Origin of the sequence: Bacillus sp. AR2-1, assembly GCF_008368755.1 — a bacterium.
Taxonomy (GTDB): Bacteria; Bacillota; Bacilli; order Bacillales; family Bacillaceae_G; genus Bacillus_A; species Bacillus_A wiedmannii.
The window spans coordinates 95,882-115,337 of record NZ_QORY01000007.1 but is presented as its reverse complement, the minus strand read 5'-3'; the positions used below and the strand labels follow the sequence as shown (position 1 = coordinate 115,337).

20 protein-coding genes and 1 other annotated feature are annotated in these 19,456 nt (G+C 34.9%); of the genes, 14 read left to right on the top strand and 6 right to left on the bottom strand.

Annotation, left to right across the window (positions count from 1 at the left end; translation table 11 throughout):
* Positions 1 to 107: 107 nt before the first annotated feature.
* Together DT250_RS07415 and DT250_RS07410 are read right to left on the bottom strand one after the other, a co-directional pair.
* The gene (locus DT250_RS07415; protein WP_097907648.1) at positions 108 to 569 is read right to left on the bottom strand and encodes a L,D-transpeptidase; all 462 of its coding nucleotides are present in this window, start codon (positions 567 to 569) and stop codon (positions 108 to 110) included.
* 30 nt (positions 570 to 599) lie between these two features.
* The gene (locus DT250_RS07410; protein ID WP_149212859.1) at positions 600 to 1,043 is read right to left on the bottom strand and encodes a DUF3978 family protein; all 444 of its coding nucleotides are present in this window, start codon (positions 1,041 to 1,043) and stop codon (positions 600 to 602) included.
* A 413-nt stretch (positions 1,044 to 1,456) separates the two neighbouring features.
* On the opposite strand from DT250_RS07410, the gene DT250_RS07405 reads away from it, so the two are divergent.
* Positions 1,457 to 2,071 (top strand): DedA family protein, encoded by a 615-nt coding sequence (locus DT250_RS07405; protein WP_149212858.1) that lies wholly within the window; start codon positions 1,457 to 1,459, stop codon positions 2,069 to 2,071.
* 55 nt (positions 2,072 to 2,126) lie between these two features.
* On the opposite strand, the gene DT250_RS07400 is transcribed toward DT250_RS07405, so the two are convergent.
* Entirely contained in the window at positions 2,127 to 2,930 is an 804-nt protein-coding gene (locus DT250_RS07400) for a hypothetical protein (RefSeq protein ID WP_149212857.1), read from the bottom strand.
* A gap of 164 nt (positions 2,931 to 3,094) precedes the next feature.
* On the opposite strand from DT250_RS07400, the gene DT250_RS07395 reads away from it, so the two are divergent.
* From DT250_RS07395 to DT250_RS07380, 4 genes are all read left to right on the top strand, one after another.
* A complete protein-coding gene (locus DT250_RS07395) occupies positions 3,095 to 3,316 on the top strand; it encodes a helix-turn-helix transcriptional regulator (protein WP_087981953.1) in 222 nt (73 codons plus the stop codon).
* Complete coding sequence (locus DT250_RS07390) at positions 3,300 to 4,013, top strand: DUF3169 family protein (protein WP_137035352.1); 714 nt, start codon at positions 3,300 to 3,302, stop codon at positions 4,011 to 4,013. The genes DT250_RS07395 and DT250_RS07390 overlap by 17 nt, the downstream gene beginning before the upstream one ends.
* Before the next feature lie 12 nt (positions 4,014 to 4,025).
* Complete coding sequence (locus DT250_RS07385) at positions 4,026 to 5,108, top strand: site-2 protease family protein (RefSeq protein ID WP_149212856.1); 1,083 nt, start codon at positions 4,026 to 4,028, stop codon at positions 5,106 to 5,108.
* Positions 5,109 to 5,204: 96 nt separating this feature from the next.
* On the top strand, positions 5,205 to 5,345 hold the full coding sequence (locus tag DT250_RS07380) for a DUF3985 family protein (protein ID WP_000404783.1): 141 nt from the start codon (positions 5,205 to 5,207) through the stop codon (positions 5,343 to 5,345).
* Between the two features lie 354 nt (positions 5,346 to 5,699).
* On the opposite strand, the gene DT250_RS07370 is transcribed toward DT250_RS07380, so the two are convergent.
* Entirely contained in the window at positions 5,700 to 6,086 is a 387-nt protein-coding gene (locus DT250_RS07370; protein ID WP_001077770.1) for a DUF3938 domain-containing protein, read from the bottom strand.
* Positions 6,087 to 6,547: 461 nt separating this feature from the next.
* On the opposite strand from DT250_RS07370, the gene DT250_RS07365 reads away from it, so the two are divergent.
* Entirely contained in the window at positions 6,548 to 7,069 is a 522-nt protein-coding gene (locus DT250_RS07365) for a GNAT family N-acetyltransferase (protein WP_097906570.1), read from the top strand.
* 110 nt (positions 7,070 to 7,179) lie between these two features.
* Here the strand turns inward: DT250_RS07365 and DT250_RS07360 are convergent, their stop codons facing one another.
* A complete protein-coding gene (locus DT250_RS07360) occupies positions 7,180 to 8,073 on the bottom strand; it encodes a YitT family protein (protein ID WP_000530035.1) in 894 nt (297 codons plus the stop codon).
* A 276-nt stretch (positions 8,074 to 8,349) separates the two neighbouring features.
* On the opposite strand from DT250_RS07360, the gene DT250_RS07355 reads away from it, so the two are divergent.
* From DT250_RS07355 to DT250_RS07330, 7 genes are all read left to right on the top strand, one after another.
* Positions 8,350 to 8,634 carry a hypothetical protein gene (locus tag DT250_RS07355; protein WP_000394932.1) on the top strand — a complete coding sequence of 95 codons (285 nt, stop codon included), beginning with the start codon at positions 8,350 to 8,352 and terminating at the stop codon, positions 8,632 to 8,634.
* A gap of 28 nt (positions 8,635 to 8,662) precedes the next feature.
* Entirely contained in the window at positions 8,663 to 9,445 is a 783-nt protein-coding gene (gene yidC, locus DT250_RS07350) for a membrane protein insertase YidC (protein WP_000920534.1), read from the top strand.
* A 129-nt stretch (positions 9,446 to 9,574) separates the two neighbouring features.
* Positions 9,575 to 10,375, top strand: coding sequence for a hypothetical protein (locus DT250_RS07345; protein WP_149212854.1), 801 nt, complete (start codon positions 9,575 to 9,577; stop codon positions 10,373 to 10,375).
* Between the two features lie 451 nt (positions 10,376 to 10,826).
* Positions 10,827 to 11,063, top strand: a binding site (T-box leader).
* 65 nt (positions 11,064 to 11,128) lie between these two features.
* Positions 11,129 to 12,442 (top strand): APC family permease, encoded by a 1,314-nt coding sequence (locus DT250_RS07340; protein ID WP_088064746.1) that lies wholly within the window; start codon positions 11,129 to 11,131, stop codon positions 12,440 to 12,442.
* Between the two features lie 109 nt (positions 12,443 to 12,551).
* Entirely contained in the window at positions 12,552 to 13,736 is a 1,185-nt protein-coding gene (locus tag DT250_RS07335) for an MFS transporter (protein WP_142293450.1), read from the top strand.
* Positions 13,737 to 13,818: 82 nt separating this feature from the next.
* Positions 13,819 to 13,986 (top strand): hypothetical protein, encoded by a 168-nt coding sequence (locus DT250_RS31625; protein ID WP_176546143.1) that lies wholly within the window; start codon positions 13,819 to 13,821, stop codon positions 13,984 to 13,986.
* Positions 13,987 to 14,255: 269 nt separating this feature from the next.
* Entirely contained in the window at positions 14,256 to 16,412 is a 2,157-nt protein-coding gene (locus DT250_RS07330; RefSeq protein WP_149212853.1) for a SpaA isopeptide-forming pilin-related protein, read from the top strand.
* A 30-nt stretch (positions 16,413 to 16,442) separates the two neighbouring features.
* On the opposite strand, the gene DT250_RS07325 is transcribed toward DT250_RS07330, so the two are convergent.
* On the bottom strand, positions 16,443 to 17,201 hold the full coding sequence (locus DT250_RS07325) for a TrmB family transcriptional regulator (protein WP_087986003.1): 759 nt from the start codon (positions 17,199 to 17,201) through the stop codon (positions 16,443 to 16,445).
* Positions 17,202 to 17,389: 188 nt separating this feature from the next.
* On the opposite strand from DT250_RS07325, the gene DT250_RS32795 reads away from it, so the two are divergent.
* Positions 17,390 to 19,390, top strand: coding sequence for a methyl-accepting chemotaxis protein (locus DT250_RS32795; protein WP_149212852.1), 2,001 nt, complete (start codon positions 17,390 to 17,392; stop codon positions 19,388 to 19,390).
* Positions 19,391 to 19,456: the final 66 nt, after the last annotated feature.

The following is a 19,456-nucleotide window of genomic DNA, read 5'->3' as shown; positions in this document are numbered from 1 at the left end:
CCTATTCTTATTATATATGTAAATACAGTTGTTTTGCTACTGTAAATGAATAAATAAAATAAGCCAAGATATAAAATTCTTGGCTACACATAAATCTTGTTTTTAGGTTATTTTACAGTGACGGTAGCTTGCTGCTGAATACGCTCAAATAACCAGTGTATATCATTGTTATACATACGAATACAACCTAGTGTTGTCCATTTGCCGATTGCTTGATTATTGTTAGTACCATGAATCGCATAAGTTGTTCCGTAAGTTCCTGCCATGTTTAGTCCGAGCCAACGGTCACCAAGTGGATTACGTGGATCGCCGCCTTTAATTTTTCCTGTATAGTAAGGACGGTTTTTAATTTTATTAACGATTTGAAAAGTACCTTTAGGCGTAGGTGTGGATGCTTTTCCAGTAGCGACAGTAAAACTCTTTATAAATTGTCCGTTTTGATAATAATCCATTTTATTTAACTGCGTATTCACGATAAGCTGATCGTTTGTTGTAGCTGCCTCAGCATTTGTGAATGGAATAGTTAAAAATCCTAATGATAATAGTGCGCTTAATAATAGTTTTTTCATTATATTCTCCTTTTTACTATTGTAATAGTCTTACATACAATGAATTTGCAATCCTCGTAATACTTTATTTACATTTTCATCTAATGTTTCAAAGAAGGTAGTAATATTTGGATTTTGTTTGTTGTTTTTATCAATAAGTAATCTTTCATTTAGTAAAAGTTCACCATGTAGTCCAAAACTTTGAACTTGAATATTTAGCTCATCTTCAGTTTCAGAAATAATTGGTAAGAAGTAGTGGAAAGCTTTCGTTGGAATGATGTAACTTTTACCAATCATGCTTTCTTGATTTGAATTAATCCATTTTTTCGTAACAATCTTAATGTTCTTTTTTGAAACGATAAAAGACAGTGTTGTAGATTTTGTTAAACTTACATCAAATTCACTTGTTTCACATATGTGTAAATTAAAAACGGTTTCATTTTGATGAGATTCAACATTTGTATTAATAAAATCATGCATTTTATAAGCTTCCATTTCTTATTCACCCTTTTTTCAATTTCGAAAAACTACTTATATTTATTCAATTTAATGCTTAGTCATATATTAGTTAAATTTTTCAACAAATTCCGATATAATCTTACAATACGTATATGAAGCTAATATGAAGTTAGTATGAGTTTGTGGTGGTTTTTTATTGAGAACAAAATAAGGTGACTTTAAGTGTTAAAAACTGGATAAAAAATGCATATTAATGCCCTTGTTTCGTCTGATATATAGTTGTTAGCTTATTTTAAAACGATAATGGATAGTAGCAAATAATGAACAGAAAACTTTAGTGTGAGCCTTACAAAAATGTAATAAAAATGTAAGCTATTGTGATAGTTATTTCGACAATTTTTTTATACAATAATAGTAAGAAGTTGTACGTGATTGAAAGGAGAGATGACATGGAATGGGTTCATGAATTATTTCAGCAGTACGGGTACTATGTTGTACTTGTTGGTTTGCTGTTAGAATATATTGCACTTCCGTTTCCGGGAGAGCCAACGTTAGCATATGCGGGGTTTTTAGCACAGAAGGGCGATTTAAGTTTACCGATTTTAATTATCCTATCCTTTATTGGGACAAGTGTAGGAATGACAATTCAATACTTTTTAGGAAATAAATTAGGTATGCCCTTTATTCAAAAGTATGGGAAATACGTATTTTTAACACAAAGAAAAATCGACTTAACAAGAATGTGGTTTGATAAGTATGGATACTTCCTTATTTTTATCGGTTTCTTTATTCCTGGTGTACGTCATTTTACAGGATATTTTGCAGGAATTATTAACTTACCATTCCGTCGTTTTGCGATTACAATTTACTCAGGTGCTCTATTTTGGATATCATTCTTCTTAATCGGTGGTTACTGGTTAGGTGGCAACTTACATGATATTTTTGGAGTGCTAGAAGATCATATCGGTAAAATCATTGTTGGAGTTATCGTTATCGTAGCAACTACGTTAGGAGTACGTTTCCGCAAACAACTAAAACGAGTATTGTTACAAAACGCAAGTTAATATGGAATCCATTCTATGTCAGAATTTAGGAAGGCAGTGCAGACGCACTGCCTTTTTATTTTATATTCCAATCTATTCTCAACTTTCCTTTTAACTTATTGCCATTAACTATAATGTAATACGTTCCCGTCTTAATTGCTGCAAATTGGTATGTATTAGGACCGTTTGAAGTTAAATAATTTTCTTCCTCTTGAAACTCACTAGCCATTTTTACGGCTCCCATGTAGCCATCCGGATTTTCAGCTCGTGATTCAATGGTAAATTCTAATATGTCACCTCGTTTTAGTTCAATGGGGACTTTATGTTCACCACTAAAATGTTGAAAAGATGCTTCGAAAGAGTTTTCTGTTTTTGTTTCGACCCATTGTTCTTTTGATGTTCCAACCTTTTCTAGATCGATAAAGTTGATTGTGATAAATATAATAAGCATAATGCCTGGCACGACATATTGTATCCACTTAAGTTTTGTTGCTATAACTGCACATAAGTAGAAAAAAAGAGAACACACTGCTCCAATTGATCCGAGAAACAAGAACTGTATTAGACTAGCTTCTTTAAATATTAGGAATGGAAGAGAAAATAAATAGCCGCAAAAAATATAAAGGCATAATGTCTTCAGTCTTGTATATGTTTTTAATTTCAATTTATCGATGCAAATAGAACAAAAAATTGCATACGCCGCAAGAATAGGAGCGAAGGGAACATAAAGTAGTTCTCGTAATCCAGCTAAGAAACTATATAATGTTTGTTGACTAGTTGTTAAGAGAAGCGTGCTAATAAGTAATAATAATAATAATAATAATAATAAAGCTGCTGTAAGCTTAGTAAGAACGTAAGAAAAGGTAGATGTTTTCTTCATATGGAACCTCCTTTGTTTAATATTTCACATTCATTATATAAGTTATTTTCATCATAATACATCTTTATTTTTGTCAATTATTATAGTCGTAATGACAATTATAATTGACAAAAATAAGGATATTATTTACAATTTTAATTAAATAAATGAAAAAGAGGGAAGACATGAAGCTTCAAAATCGAGTGAGGGAATTGCGAGCAAAGCATCGTTTATCACAAGGGGATTTAGGGAAAGCGATTGGATCATCACGGCAAACGATTAGTTTAATTGAGCGCGGGGATTATGCACCATCTATTGTATTGTCGCTAAAAATCGCACAAATTTTCAACGTACCGGTGGAGGAAATATTTGCGTTAGTGGAGGGGGAAGATGGAGATGAAGAGTAAAGTAAAGGGGAAAATTTTGGCTATACTGAAGTTGTTAGTAGGAGCGGTATGCGGTGGGTTTATAGGGTATGTAGTAGGAGATATTGCAACAGAGGGAACTAGTAAAATATCTCCTGTTATTAGCATTGGCATGATGAGTTTATTTGGCGTAATAGCTATATATTATATTTGGAAGCGTACAAGAGCGCTCGCACAAACGAAAGATGAAGAAGAAAATGTTAAGGGACGAAGATTAGGAATAGCACTTATTTATTTTCGAGTAATGGAAATTGTTATTCCATCATGGTTTGTTTGCTCAGTTATCGCTTTTTATAGAACGTATACAAGTGAGGGAAACTTGCTCTTTGTTAGTGTAAGTATTGTGGTATCTACAGTGTGCTTTATTGCTATAACTTGGTTAGGATCTGTAATGAGGAAAAGGTATAACGCTCTATATCCAGAACAGAGTGTTACGTATTCTCAGTCAATGGAAATGTGGGCAAAGAATGCAGATGAGGGGCAAAAACAAATTGTTCATGAAGCGGGATATAAGGCATACCAATATACAAATATGACACTTGCCTGTGCGTGGTTAGCGGCGATTGTGTATGCACTTTTAGATGGGAAAGATTATTTTATGGTCATTATGATTTCGTTCGTTTGGGTATTACATGTTGGAACATATATGTACGAAATGCATAGAAAAATGATTTATTAAGGGGAGAAAAAGGTGGATATTTTAAGAAGGCCAGCTGGTTCACTGACAGTGGCGCTCATTCTGTCCATTTTATACGGAGTGATCCGAACTGGGAAATTAGAAACAATGTTGAATATATGGGCATTATTGGGGATTTTTCTGGCAGTGGTAATCATTCATGAGTTAGGACATGTCGTATTCGGCGTAATAGGTGGTTTGACATTTAAATTTATGACAGTAGGGCCTATTACTGTTCAAAAAGAGAGGGGAAAAGTACGCATTCGAGAAAATAAATTATGGGCGTACTTCGGAGGCGTGGCAATGTTAATACCGCCTTCTATAGTAACACCTAACCTTTCAAAAAAATGGGCATGGATGACTTTAGGTGGACCAATTACAAGTTTACTATTTGGTATTACTTTTGGTTACATATACATGGTGAGTTATTATCAATATCTTTTATATTTTTCTGTTTTCCATTTTATAATTTTTGCGGTTACAATCGCGCCGATAAAAGGAACGCTTATGAGCGATGGTATGCAATTTCTTATTCTAATTAAAGATGATGAAAAGGCGAAGCAGCATGTATATAACATTCAAGTATCGAGGGAGTTATTTAGTTATAAGAGGCCGAAAGATTGGGATAAGAGATTAGTAGAACTTAGCGAAGATAAAATAAAAGAAAATAAAAATATAAGAGAGATCATGAGCGGACTTATGCTCGTTTTCCTTGCCCGATCGGATCAAAAGGGAATGGAAAGAGCAATACTATATGTAGAACAAGTTGCCCAACTTTCTGTCACGAAAGAAAATAAATATTTTGTTAGTAGTTTTCATAGTTGGTATCTTTTATATAAAGCTCTTTATCAGATGGATAGTCTTTCTCTGCAAGAAGCGAAGGAACATGGGAAGGCCATTACAAAAGTGGACTTACATGGGTATTATCGCACACAAGGAATTGTTAAATATTTAGAGGGCGATATGGAAGCGTCCCACACTTATATGAGGAAAGCAGACAAAGAATTAAAGAGTGCCGAGAAGAGTGAAATAGGATATTTACAATTAGAGAGAGAATGGTTTGAGCAGCTGAAAGAGAGGGTATCTTACGATGGGTGAGGTATCCTCTTTTTTTTATGTCGTCTTATGCCGTTCCATAAAAAGTCTGGAGCGAGTAAAATAAGATAAGAAGAGCAAAGCTTGGAGGAATTCTAGATGGAAATTTTAACGATTATTTTAATAGTCTTGCTCATTTATGCTGTTTTTAAAGTAGCATATGTAGCATTAAAGATACTCGCGATCCTATTAGTTATCTTTTTAATCGTAGAGTTCGGCAGTAAGTTGCTTGGGGGATAGGGTATGTTGTGCGTTTTGAGTGTCGAAGGGTGTCGGTAAGTCGATAACCTGTGTCGAAACGTCGATATAATGAAAAAATCGTTGATATAAGTGGAGAAATCGATATATTTGAAAAATCGTTGATATATTCCGGTAAGTACCGGATGGGGTATGTAGAAAAGAAGTTGCCGTGAGGGTAGCTTCTTTTTATTATAGTGACAGGGCATAGAGCCTACATAGGTTGCTGAAAATTGTCGGTAAGTCGATATCCCGTGTCGAAACGTCGATATAATGAAAAAATCGCCGATATATTTCAGTAAATACCAACAGGGGTATGAAAACCGATCTAAAAAAGCTGGAAGAATATCTTCCAGCTTACGAGTTACTTTCAATTTGGCGACCGTTCTCTTCTTCATTGTCTTGTAAAAGGTTGAATACGTCTGCTAGGCAGAATGCAATGAACCAAGTCCATAGACCGTGGAAGAAAGCTGAGCTTAATTGAAGTGGTAATGTATAGTTAGTCATTGAGTAGGAGATACATCCGCCAACGATTCCGATCATTGTTAATAACATTGTTTTTTGCGCATTTTCTTCTGGATTGAAGAGGAAGAAAATGTATCCACCTAAAATTGAAGCGCTTACAAGCGTTTCGATTCCATTAAAAATGATATTCTCTCCAAGCTGAGTGTTTGTCCAGAAGCAGATTGTTCCGCCGATAATAGCAAACAGGACAGCTATTGTATATCTTATATATTGATTCATATGTTCATCTCCTTATGTAATAAGATGATTTGGAAGTCAAAAAGGTAGGTATAGTATATTGAAGTGAATTTTAGTTGTACGTATCTTTTTATAAAAAGATCATGGAAGAATAACTAAGATGATCGGTTTTTTAAACCGTTACGTGTATGGTGTTTGAAATATACCTGACTGCTCGTTTCTTTTTGCTTGTAAAAATAAGAGAAACTTCCAAGTCTATATACTCTTTTTTTGTGAGTCTGCTTTCATTATAACACATTTAGGGCCACAATAATAGAATTATCTGATTTTGTAATAAGTGTAAAAAATAAAAATCGCAAGGAAATACCACTAACAATGCGGTTTAGTGGAAGAAGGATTTTAATTTATTATGATGAAATATGTAATCAAGGTGAGATCTAAGAAGGAGGCTTACATACTATAAAAAATGTTTTGTAGCATGAATGTAAGGGAGGAGAGCTAACTTGGAGATCACAACAGAAAGATTAATAATTAGACCTTTTAAGAGTACTGATTTACAGGATGTATTTGCTATTTATAATAATGATGATACATGTAAGTTCCTATTACATAATAAGTGGACTCATGAAGACATGCAGAAAAGATTTAATAAGAAGCTAGCAAACAATGTACTTAATGAAGAATCAATATTAAGTTTGGCAGTTATATACAAGACTAAAGTAGTTGGTGATTTATCCGTATGGTACACAAATATGAAAGACACTGTTGAGATTGGTTATAGTTTTTCAAATGAAGTAGCTGGGAGAGGTTTGGCAACAGAAGCAGTAAGTAGTTTGGTATTTAAATTATTTAATGAATTTCATGTACATCGTATACAAGCTAATCTTGATGCACGTAATACAGCTTCACAAAAATTGTGTGAACGAATAGGCATGAGAAAGGAAGCCCATTTTATACAAGATTTTTGGAGTAAAAATGAATGGACAGATAGTATTGTATACGGAATGCTATCCTCCGATTTGTAGTAATAAACTTCGTGATTTTATTATGCTAAAGGGTGCGTTAGTTGAATAACAAAGGGCATAACATATTATATATGACTAATATGTTATGCCCTTTCATGTATTAACCTTTTTTATATGCGTTTGAAACGGCCGACAATTTCAACTGTTTCAGTAATGTTCATGAATGCTTTGTTATCCACTTGACGGATAATACGTTTCATTTCGCCTAACTCATAGCGAGTCACGACAGTGTAAATCATTTTTTTCTTATGGTTTGTATAGCCGCCGACAGCATCTACCATTGTCACCCCGCGTATGCCGTGATGCAATAGTGCGCTTTTTATTTCCTCGCCTTTTTCTGTAACTGTCATTATCGTTAATTTAATATGTTTCGTATGCACAGCATCGATAACTTTGCTGACTACAAACCGGCTAATTAACGTATAAAGCGTAATATCCCATCCGAAAATAAATCCTGCTGCAACAAGTAAGATTAAGTTGAATCCAAAGATGATTGCTCCAATTGAAATATCTCGATGTTTCGCTACAATCAATCCAACAACATCAAAGCCACCTGTTGAAGAAGCAAATCGGAATATGATTCCGGAAGCTGCTCCGCAGATTACACCACCGAATACAGAAGACAGTAAAATATCGTCTGAAACTTGATGTACAGGGATAATGTTCATCGCTAACGATGATACAGCTACAAAGTACGCTGTTAAAAAGGTTGTCTTCTTGCCTAAGTAAAAGTGACTTAAAATAAGAAGAGGAATGTTTAGTAAAAAGATAAGTGCACCGATATTGTAGTGCATTAAATAACCGATAATCATCCCTACACCAGCGAATCCACCGCTAATCATGTTATGCGGGATAAAGAACATATTCATAGAAATTGCATACAAAATAGAGGCTACGAAAATAACAACCAACTGTATGATAAATTCTAAGTGAAATGTTTTAGCTGCTGGGAAGGATAAAAAGGCGGTGTCGGGAACGTAATCGGCGTCTCCTAGTTGACCCATAGTATGTTTCATCTCCATATTCATTTTTGATTACAAGAAGAGAATAAAGGTTTTTTCAAAAACTGGCAATAGTTTTATTATAATGCGAAAATTTTATAAATTTCTAACAAATTAAACCTATACAAGAATACGTGTGAATATACTAAAGAAAGCGAATACATTAGTTTTTTAGCATAGTTTTCTTGAGAAAATATGCAAAATACTTTTTTGACGATAAAAGGAAATAGAGAATGTTTGTTGAATGTGCTAAAATGACCTTATTAAGGATGTGAAGCGATGGAATTTTTATTGCAGGATGCAATTCTATATATATCGTTTGTAACGACAGCACTTTGTTTATTAGAAGTTTTCTTCCTTGCTAATGTTTCTCGCTTTGTGCGTCAGCAAGCATCAAGCGGTAGACAAAGAGCTTTTAAACTAGTTAATACGTGTGAAGAGGGTACTGGTAATGTAACGCTTTTCTCTATTTTTTATAAATATGGAATGATTCGTTCTGTGCGCAGACAAGAATCCAGTGAAGAGAATGACGAGGTCGGTCCGTATACACCAATGTTTCGCTAAATAATTACGAAACATTGGAGGAATGAACATGTTAAAATCATACCGAGCTGTGCTCGTTAGTTTATCATTATTACTTGTTTTTGTTTTATCTGGTTGCAGTAATGCAGCCCCAATTGATGCACATAGTACGGGAATTTGGGATCATTATTTCGTATATCCAATCTCGTTTATGATTCAATTTGTTGCTCATCACATACCAGGAGCTAGCTTCGGGATTGCTATCATTATTATGACGCTCGTTATTCGTTCAGCCATGATTCCATTAGCTGTTTCACAATATCGTAGTCAAGCGAAAATGAAGAAAATGCAACCTGAACTGCAGAAGCTGAAACAAAAATACGGTGATGTGGGTAAAGATCTTGAAAAACAAAAGCAGTATCAAAAGGAAATGTCGGAACTAATGAAATCAGGCGGTTGGAATCCACTAGCTGGTTGCTGGCCACTATTAATACAAATGCCGATTTTCTCTGCTTTGTATTATGCGATTAGCCGAACAGAAGAGATTCGCACATCGTCATTTTTATGGGTGAACTTAGGACATGCAGATCCTTATCATATATTACCGATTATCGCAGCGTTAACGACATTTATTCAGATGAAAGTTTTCCAATCTAATATTACACCTGGAGAACAAGTACAGATGCTGAAAGTGCAGCAAATTATGATGCCAGCAATGATTTTATTTATGGGATTTGCGGCGCCATCAGGACTTGTGTTGTACTGGATAACGGGTAACTTATTTACAATGACACAAACAATTGTATTAAGAAGAATAATGGAACGTGAAGAATTACAATTACAAAAAGCTTAGAACAACGCCGCTCGGGATGAGCGGCGTTTTTTTGTTAAGTCGTTAAGGAAATGTTAAGAAACCGACATTACTATAGGAATTGTATACGAAAGTGTACATGCTTTAGAAATATGAAGGAGGAAATTTCCTATGAAGAAGAAAACAGTTGGGTATTTAGCGATTGCAGGTGCTTTATCATTCGGAATCATTGGAGGAGTCGGTATTCCGGCATTCGCGGCAACGAATACTCAAGCAGCTGAGCAGTCTACAAAAACGGCGAAAAAAGATTTAGATGACGCTACAAAACAAAAAGTAAAAACGATTATGGACGATACAAAGAAACAGTTGAAGGAGTTAGGTGTAAAGCTTCCAGAGAAAGAAAAACGTAAAGATATGTTTGCGGGATTAGATGATCAAACAAAAGAAAAAGCGAAATCAATTTTAGAGCAAGAGAAATCCGGTAAATTAACACGTGAACAAGCAAAAGAAGAATTAACAAAGCTAGGCGTGAAGTTCCCAGAGAAGGGTAAGCATGGAGACATGTTTGCTAACTTAGACGAAGCAACAAAAGGAAAAGCAAAATCAATTTTAGAGCAAGAGAAATCCGGCAAATTAACACGTGAACAAGCAAAAGAGGAATTAACAAAACTAGGCGTGAAGTTCCCAGAGAAGGGTAAGCATGGAGACATGTTTGCTAACTTAGACGAAGCAACAAAAGAAAAAGCAACGTCTATTTTTGAACAGGAAAAGTCCGGGAAATTAACACATAAGCAAGCAAAAGAAGAATTAACAAAACTAGGCGTGAAGTTCCCAGAGAAGGTTAAGCATAAAGACATCTTTGCGGGATTAGATGAGACAACGAAAGAAAAAGCAAAAGCGATTTTAGAGAATGAAAAGAAACAATTAGAGGAATTGAACGTTGATTTACCGCACCATAAAGTGAAACTTTAATCAGTGGTGCATTTCCACTGATTATTAGTTGAACCAATCGGGCTTTTACGGGCAGTTAATATTCCAACTTCATCCTTGTATTCGCTGGATTTTAAGGTGGAAGTTTTACTGCCCGTTAATGCGGGGTAAATTTTTTATGAAAAAAGATGAGAAATAATTGAGTAAAGTCGTATCTTCCGTGTGGGCAACCGGAAGGTATGTATGTGAGGAGACTTTCTTTTAGAAAGTCTCCTCTTACTTATTGTCGTTTTTTGTTGGTAAATCGATATATTTTGAAAATCGCTGAGATAATTTTTACCGCTACGCTGTTCCAAAGATACTGGGGAATTAGAGAAATATTATAGCTTCTGTTATAATATAAGAAGAGAAACATTTCTTATGTTATATAAAAAAATATATTGATTTTTTCTAACAATTCAATATAATGAACAATAACTACAAAATTCGACATCAAGAAGTGATGATGAGGACATGATCAATTTTTTACGATTCTCAGAGAGGGAAGCCTTTGGCTGTGAGCTTCCTAATACGGAAAAATGGATTACCACCTCTGAACTGCAGCAGTGAACGGATACCTAGTAATTGCTTGCCGGCAAAAACCGTTATTTAGACTTGAGAAATTGGTGAAGTATGTTACTTTACGAATTGAAACAAGGGTGGAACCACGAATATAACACTCGTCCCTTTTTTAGGGAGGAGTGTTTTTTTATTTCATTTTTGCATCACACTAGAATTGGAAGGAGGATACGCAGCATGCATCATGATGAGAAGAACAAAATTGGTTTAACAGTAGCACTTTCTATCGTAGTAGGAACGATTATTGGATCTGGTGTGTTTATGAAGCCAGGGAGCGTATTAGATTACTCGGGGAGTTCTAATATGGCTATTCTTGCTTGGGTAATTGGTGGTCTGTTGACGTTAGCAAGTGGTTTAACAGTAGCTGAAATTGGAGCGCAAATCCCGAAAAATGGTGGGTTGTATACGTATTTAGAGGAGATTTACGGAAGTTTTTGGGGATATTTATCAGGCTGGATGCAAACAATTGTTTATGGACCAGCTATTATTGGAACATTAGGATTGTACTTTAGTTCTTTAATGATTAATTTTTTCTATTTAGATAAAGTATGGAATTTACCAATTGCTATTGGAACAGTTGTGTTCCTTGGCGTTGTAAATAGTATGGGAACAAAATATGGAGGTATCGTCCAAACGGTTACGACAATTGGAAAGATGATTCCAATCGTATTAATTGTTGTGTTAGGTTTTTGGAAAGGAAATAGCGATATCTTTAATGTAGTAGTGCCGATATCAGAAAATCAAAGTATCGGTATGGCAATTTTAGCAACATTATTTGCTTATGACGGCTGGATTCTACTTGCTTCGATTGGCGGAGAAATGAAGAATCCAACAAAGCTATTACCGAAAGCGATGACAGTTGGGATTTTAATTGTAACGGCTGCTTACGTACTAATTAACTTGGCATTATTAAATGTGTTACCAGCAGCGAAAATTGTAGACCTTGGAGAGAATGCAACAGCGACAGCTGCGGGCATGCTACTTGGAGAATATGGCGGGAAAATCATTAGTATCGGTATTATCGTTTCTATTTTCGGTTGTTTAAATGGAAAGATTTTAACGTTCCCACGTATTCCGATGTCTATGGCAGAGCGTGGACACCTTCCGTTTTCTAAGTTTATCGCAAAGGAAAGTCCAAGATTTAAAACACCAGCAAATGCGATTACTGTTGAAATCATTTTAGGAATTATTTTAATGGTTATTAGTGATCCGAATAAGCTATCTGAGATTTCCGTATTCATTATTTATATTTTCTATGTAATGACGTTTATTGGTGTCTTCATTTTAAGAAAACGTAACAAGAATAAAGAGCGTGCATACAGTGTACCGTTATTCCCGATTGTACCAATCGTTGCGATTTTAGGATCATTGTTTGTACTTGGAAGTGCGATTATTAATGATCCGGTAAGTTGTTTCTTATCAATTGGAATTGTCTTTACTGGACTCCCAGTATATTGGTATTTAAATAAGAAGAACAAAACTAGTGTTTAATAATTAGAAGGCAGGCGTATGATACGCCTGTTTTTTTATTGTAAAAAAATTGTACTTGTGTTCAATTTCTTTTTTGGTTACTATAGTCGTAGTAACCAAAAAAGAAAGCGTGGGGAAAGACTTGAATTTTCGTGTGTATATTTTAGCTATCGCGGCTTTCGTAGTCGGAACGGTTGAGCTAATTATAGGAGGAACGCTCGATCTAGTTGCCAATGATTTAGGAGTATCTATTAGTGCAGCTGGTCAGCTTATAACAATATTTTCAGTAGTATTTGCTTTATCAGGTCCGGTTTTATTGGCGATAACTGGAAAATTCGAAAGAAAAAGATTATACATTGGGGCATTATCAATTTTCTTAATCGGAAATATTATTTCAGCATTTAGTGTGAATTATGGGATGTTAATGTTCTCAAGGGTTATTTGTGCGGCGAGTGGTTCGCTTATTATTGCACTGTCAGTAACACTTGCTTCTAGCGTTGTAGAACCACATTTTCGTGCGCGTGCAATTGGAATCATCTTCATGGGGATTAGTGGTTCACTTGTACTTGGAGTACCGCTTGGCCTTGTACTCGGAAATGCATATGGATGGCGTGCACCATTTGTATTAATTTCGGTATTAACAGTTATAGCAATCGCTTGTATTTCATTATTCTTAACGAAAGTACCACCGACATCAGTGTTATCAATAAGAGAACAAATTGCTACGTTAAAAGATAAGAAAATCGTAAGTGCACAGTTAACATCATTCTTATTTTTAACGGGTCATTTAACACTATATGCATATTTAACACCATTTTTAAAAGATGTGATGCATGTTGAAGCAGATTGGATTAGTGTATTTTACTTCATTTTCGGAATTGCAGCGGTACTTGGAGGCGGCCTTGGGGGCTTGCTTGCTGATAAATGGGGATCGAAGAAAAGTATTATTTCAATTATTATCGTATTTGCGTGTGCGATCTTCATATTGCCAATGATGACATTCTCATTCCCGCTGTTCATTATTATGATGGGAATTTGGAGTATGCTTAGCTGGGCTATTTCACCAGCACAACAAAATTATTTAATTGAAATTGCACCAGAATCAGCTGGTATTCAGCAAAGTTTAAATAACTCTGCGCTTCACTTAGGGATTGCTCTCGGTTCAACAGTAGGCGGAGTTGTTATTGAGAAATCATCTGTTATATATAATGCTTGGGTAGGTGGCGGCTTTATTATATTAGCACTACTTTGTGCAATTTTCTCGATTACGAGAGGACGTTCTGCTCAGTTTGCAAAAGAAGAATCTATCGTTTGATAGATTCTTTTTTATTTGTAAAAAATTGCAAGTTTTAGTAGGTGGATGGAGAAGGTTGTATGTAGCGAGGTGATGGAGAATGATGTCTAATTTCTCGGTATTTGGCATGATAATTGCTCTACTACCGATATTGATAGTTGTTGTTGTATTAAGGTGGGTCCGTTTCATCTATCAAAATTCAGAGAAACAAGTGGAGCAAAATGAGAAAATTATTGAGCTGTTGACGGAGATAAAGGAAAAAGATAAGTAATATATATTCGTTTAAAATTTGTTTCTCGTAAGTTATGAAGGCACTTATAAAGTGCTTTTTTATCATGTTTGAAAATTTAAAATATGTAATGTCCATTTGTCAATAGCAGCATGAGAGCAAATAATTTAAAGGTTGCTTATTACTTTGGAACTTTCTCAACAATTCGACAAGATACTACAAAAAAACCACCTATTCTCTTTTTTTCACTATAAGTACAATGAAACAGTAAGATTGCTTCATGTAGAAATTTATATATGGTGGTGGAGAGAATGAAACGAAAGATGGTAGGTAAATGGTTTAGTTTTTTAAGCGCTTTTATTATTTTATTAGGAATTGCAATGCCGCAAGTGAAGGCAGAAGTAATGAACAGAGAAACATATAAAATGGATTGGAGTTATAGTAAGTCGAAACAGCGTGAAATAAAGACAGAAATAATTAAAACGGCTTCGGGTAGTATTGCGTATTGTTTAACGCCTGATTTGCGTTCTCCAAATGGAGATGATTTGCCTGAGATGGGGAAATCATCTGATGCCGTATATCGTGTTTTATTAAATGGATATCCTCAAAAAAGCCCATCTGAATTAGGGGTAGCGACAGTAGAAGAGGTGCATTATGCTACACAATTAGCGGTATGGATTGCAGCAAATGAATTAACGGAAGAAGATTTAGTTGCAAAAAATGAACGAGTACATAATCTTATGAAGCGTTTAGTAGAAGCTTCAAAAAAAGAAACTGGATCACAAGATATATTTTTTAAAGTTAATCCTGTAGATCCACAAACTGCTACACAAAAAGGTAATTATTTAGAAACAGGATTTTATGCAGTGCAAACAAATGCGGTTTCTGGCTCTTATACAATTCTTCCTGAAAATGCTCCTAAAGGGCTTCGAATTGTAAATGAAAATGGAGAAGAAAAAAGTACATTATCAATTAACGAAAAATTTAAAATATTAATCCCGAAAGATACGAGTAGTGGTAATTTTAAAATGAAAGTGAAGTCTACTTTAACAAATTTACAAGCAATAGCTTTTAAAGGATCAGAAAAAGTTCAAAATACAACGGTATTGTTACAAAGAAATAGTGAGAAAATCAGTACAGATTTAGTGGTAAATTGGGAATCAGTAGGCTCTTTAAAGATTATGAAATTAGGAGAAAAAAAGGAATTATTAAAAGGAGCGGTGTTTGAAGTTTCTAATGAAAACTTTAAACAAAATGTCACGACTAATGATAAGGGGATTGCGGAGCTAGGGAATCTTCCAATCGGTATATATAGCGTCAAAGAAATTCAAGCGCCAGCTGGATATGTGTTAGACGGAAGTATTAAAAAAATTGAAGTGAAAACTGGTGAAACTGCTGTATTAGAGTTGAAAAATGAAAATATAAAAGGTGAACTAGAAATAACGAAAGTAAATATAGCGGATGGGAATACAAAATTACCAAATGCAGAGTTTACAATCTACAACGAACAAGGGAAAGAAGTAGTAAAAGGGAAAACGGATGAAAAAGGTGTAGCGAAATTTAAACTACCATACGGAAAGTACACGTATAAAGAAACAATAGCACCGAATGGATATGTAATAAGTGAAGAGACGTTTGCATTTGAAATAAAAGAGAATGGAGAAATTATTAAACATATCGTTCAAGATAAAAAAGTAGAAGGTGAACTAGAAATAACAAAAGTAGATGTAGCGGATGGGAATACGAAACTGCCAAATGCAGAGTTTACAATTTATAATGAACAGGGAAAAGAAGTAGTAAAAGGAAAAACAAATGAGCAAGGTATAGCGAAATTTAAACTACCATACGGAAAGTACACGTATAAAGAAACGATAGCACCGAATGGATATGTAATAAATGAAGAGACATTTGCATTTGAAATAAAAGAGAATGGCGAAATTATTAAACATATCGTTCAAGATAAGAAAGTAGAAGGTGATTTAGAAATAACGAAAGTAGATGTAGCGGATGGGAATACGAAACTGCCAAATGCAGAGTTTACAATCTACAACGAACAAGGGAAAGAAGTAGTAAAAGGGAAAACGGATGAAAAAGGTGTAGCGAAATTTAAACTACTATACGGAAAGTACACGTATAAAGAAACAATAGCACCGAATGGATATGTAATAAATGAAGAGACATTTGCATTTGAAATAAAAGAGAATGGAGAAATTATTAAACATATTGTGAAAAATAAGAAAGAAGAAAAGGCATCACTTCCTTCTAAGCCAAATAAGCCAACACCGAGTGGAGAAGTGAAACCTTCCGCTGATGTGAAGCCGATGCAACAACATAATACTCATAATGAAGTGCGTTTACCAGCTACTGGCGGCGTCGGCAATGAATTTACGGCTTTATTCGTTTTAGGAATTGGTTTTATTATTGCTGGTGCTTATGTGTTAAGGATGAAAAATAGAAAAGAAATGTAGAAAAAAACGCCTTGTAATAGAGGCGTTTTTTTAGTATCTTAACTTCCTCAACAAACTCTTAATTTCCTCATCTTGCATGAAGAGATCCAGATGCTTTTCTGTAATTTTTGCAAGTGCAACGTCGTGATAGAAAAATTCTGTAAAGAACTTTACGAAAGGTTGCGACATTGTTTTCATCGCTTGCCATGACTCTTGCTCTACACCAGCAAATAAAATTTCGCGGTCGTCAACGATGAGTAGCAAGTAGCGTTCTAATGCGTTAGGTTCTTCAGTTGGGATTAGAAAATGCATGTTTTCTAAGTCTGTTTCTACTTTTCCAACTATAAGGGACTCGAGTTTGACGCCTTGTTTTGCTTTTTCTTCTAGTGAAGGAAGGTATTCTGAAAGAGTGTCATTCCAAGCTGAAATGCGAATTGATTCTTTTGCACTTTCGATGAGTTCTTTACTTTGAACTCGAATAGAAGATTGCATTTTTAAGCTCCACACACGGTCATCTGTAAATGATTTTTTTGATATATTCGTTTCTAATTCTTTAATGTTTGATTGAAATTCTGTCGTTAATTTTTCAATTGCGAGCTTTAGTGGTAATGCTGTATACAATTTTTTCTTTTCTGAAACAGAATCCATTACCATTCCTTTATCAATCAGGCGTGCTAGCACTTCATATATTTTTGCTTTTGGAACACCAGAATGCTTCACAATTGTTGTAGCATCTAATGGTTCATTGCTTGATACGACAACTTCATAAGCTTGGCTTTCATATTGTGAGAAACCGAATTTTTGTAACATAGTTCCCTCCGAACGAATGAGATGATATAGCTTAAGGATAATGAACTATTTGTTTTTGCACAAGTGGTAGTAGGTTTTCTACTCAGATTGAGATGAGAATTAATTTCAATTTTTTAATTTTATCCATTATACTTAATATAGTGATTAATATGATTACAATACAACGAGAAGGGGATGCTTGGGGGAAGATGTTGAGAAGTTTACGTTTAAAAATTGCGGTAGTATTTTCGGTGCTTATTTCTATGATGTTTGTAATATTAGGTACAGCTATGTATCAATTACAGAAAGAGAAGGAAGTGCGCTCCTTAGACCAGTATTCTCAAAATACGATGGATCTTGTGACAGAGCAACTTACGACATTTGTTCAAAGAACGGATGAAGATATGGGATATTATGCGAACAGTGAGATGGTTCGTAATATACTTCAAGACGGAGTTACTCCAGAAGAAGAAGCATTTTTGACGAAAGAGTTTTCAGAGTACAAAAAGAATCATCCTGGTATTTTAGACTTATATATTGGTACGAAAGATAAAAAAACATTAAGTGCCAATCTTGCTGAAGGTGGACAAGTGCCAGAAGGATATGATCCAACGACAAGACAATGGTATAAAGAATCAGAAGCTGATGTGAAAAAGGTTCACTGGGGACAACCTATGTATGAAATTGCAACAGGTAAGTTAAGTGTGGGAGTTTCTAAAGCAATTACAGCTCAAGATGGATCTGTGTTAGGTGTTGTTGCGATGGATGTATCGCTCGGAACAATTCAGAAGTTACTTCATAATATTCAATACAATAATGGCGGAGAAATGTTTATTATAAATGATAAAAGTATGGCTCTTGTTTACCCAGAGAAAATAGGGAAAGATGTTTCGAAAGAGCCACTTGTGAAGAGTTTAAATAAAGAGGTAACAAAATATGCTGTCACTACATTAAAAGGTGAAGATGTAGTTGTTTATAGCCAGTCATTTGATTTGATGAAATGGAAAATAGGAATTTTTTATCCGAAAGAAACGATTGATGGGCTATTAAATAGTATGAGAAATACAGTCCTTATAATGGCATGTATTAGTTTATTAGTTGGAATCGCAGCTTCATACTTGTTCTCAAGAAGATTAGCAAGACCATTGCAACTATTAACAAATCACGTTCAAAAAGTAGCAGCAGGTGACTTAACGTTGCAAATGAAAGTGACAAGTAAGGATGAAGTTGGAGAGCTGACGAATCATTTTAATCATATGGTTGAGCAAATGAATGAAATGGTAAGTAAAATTAAAAATAGTGTATCAACAGTGCAACAATCAACGAATAATCTACATTATTTAACGAATGAAACTGTAGCAGCTAGTAGAGAAGTATCAGGTGCAATGGATGATGTGAGCGGAGGAGCTTCTACTCTTGCTAATAGTGTAGATGAAGTTTCAGAGCAACTCGAGAATATGGCGCAGTCAGTGGAACAAATGAATAATTCGGTTGGTGAAATAAAAGGTGTGGCTGGCAAAGCTGAAGAGGCATCTAAGCAAGGATTAAATACGATGCGTAATTTAGTTCGTACAAGGGGCCAATCATCTTCGATTGTTGTTCATACAGAGGAAGCATCCGGAAAGTTAGAGCAAAGAGTTGGATCGATTCAAAATGTTGTAGAGCTTATAAAAGGTATTTCGGATCAAACGAATTTACTTGCTTTAAATGCTTCGATTGAGGCGGCGCGTGCAGGGGAACAAGGTAAAGGCTTTGCTGTTGTTGCCGAAGAAGTTCGAAAGTTAGCGGAACAATCGAAAGAGGCGACAGGAGAAATCGCAACGATGATTGGCGATGTACAAGTAGAGGTAAAACGAGTTGTAGAGGTTATAAGTAAATTAAAAGATATTGCAGATATACAAAATAAAGTTACGACAGAGGCAGAAGCGGAATTCCGCACAATTATGTCAGTTGTAAATACAATTAGTACTTCAGTCGAACAAATTGTAGAAGAGGTACATAACATCGGTTACGAGCAAGGAGAAATTACAACGGTAATGCATACAATTGCTAGTACAAGTCAAGAAAGCGCAGCTGTTTCGGAAGAAGTAAATGCTGCAACTGAATCTCAAGTGAGTCATCTAGAAAAGGTAGCTCATACGATGGAAAGTTTGACGGAGCATATGAGAGACTTAGAAAGATTGGTTGAGCAGTTTAAAATAGAGGAATAACAAATTAGTAAAATGATGAGTATTTCGGTAAAATAGACAATGGATATATAAGAAGCAATTATAGGA

What these genes read in the sequence shown, in the direction of transcription:
- DT250_RS07415 (WP_097907648.1), bottom strand. Translation starts at nt 569, where the DNA reads ATGAAAAAACTATTATTAAGCGCACTATTATCATTAGGATTTTTAACT.
- DT250_RS07410 (WP_149212859.1), bottom strand. Translation starts at nt 1,043, where the DNA reads ATGGAAGCTTATAAAATGCATGATTTTATTAATACAAATGTTGAATCT.
- DT250_RS07405 (WP_149212858.1), top strand. Translation starts at nt 1,457, where the DNA reads ATGGAATGGGTTCATGAATTATTTCAGCAGTACGGGTACTATGTTGTA.
- DT250_RS07400 (WP_149212857.1), bottom strand. Translation starts at nt 2,930, where the DNA reads ATGAAGAAAACATCTACCTTTTCTTACGTTCTTACTAAGCTTACAGCA.
- DT250_RS07395 (WP_087981953.1), top strand. Translation starts at nt 3,095, where the DNA reads ATGAAGCTTCAAAATCGAGTGAGGGAATTGCGAGCAAAGCATCGTTTA.
- DT250_RS07390 (WP_137035352.1), top strand. Translation starts at nt 3,300, where the DNA reads ATGGAGATGAAGAGTAAAGTAAAGGGGAAAATTTTGGCTATACTGAAG.
- DT250_RS07380 (WP_000404783.1), top strand. Translation starts at nt 5,205, where the DNA reads ATGGAAATTTTAACGATTATTTTAATAGTCTTGCTCATTTATGCTGTT.
- DT250_RS07370 (WP_001077770.1), bottom strand. Translation starts at nt 6,086, where the DNA reads ATGAATCAATATATAAGATATACAATAGCTGTCCTGTTTGCTATTATC.
- DT250_RS07360 (WP_000530035.1), bottom strand. Translation starts at nt 8,073, where the DNA reads ATGGGTCAACTAGGAGACGCCGATTACGTTCCCGACACCGCCTTTTTA.
- DT250_RS07355 (WP_000394932.1), top strand. Translation starts at nt 8,350, where the DNA reads ATGGAATTTTTATTGCAGGATGCAATTCTATATATATCGTTTGTAACG.
- yidC (WP_000920534.1), top strand. Translation starts at nt 8,663, where the DNA reads ATGTTAAAATCATACCGAGCTGTGCTCGTTAGTTTATCATTATTACTT.
- DT250_RS07345 (WP_149212854.1), top strand. Translation starts at nt 9,575, where the DNA reads ATGAAGAAGAAAACAGTTGGGTATTTAGCGATTGCAGGTGCTTTATCA.
- DT250_RS07340 (WP_088064746.1), top strand. Translation starts at nt 11,129, where the DNA reads ATGCATCATGATGAGAAGAACAAAATTGGTTTAACAGTAGCACTTTCT.
- DT250_RS31625 (WP_176546143.1), top strand. Translation starts at nt 13,819, where the DNA reads ATGTCTAATTTCTCGGTATTTGGCATGATAATTGCTCTACTACCGATA.
- DT250_RS07330 (WP_149212853.1), top strand. Translation starts at nt 14,256, where the DNA reads ATGAAACGAAAGATGGTAGGTAAATGGTTTAGTTTTTTAAGCGCTTTT.
- DT250_RS07325 (WP_087986003.1), bottom strand. Translation starts at nt 17,201, where the DNA reads ATGTTACAAAAATTCGGTTTCTCACAATATGAAAGCCAAGCTTATGAA.
- DT250_RS32795 (WP_149212852.1), top strand. Translation starts at nt 17,390, where the DNA reads ATGTTGAGAAGTTTACGTTTAAAAATTGCGGTAGTATTTTCGGTGCTT.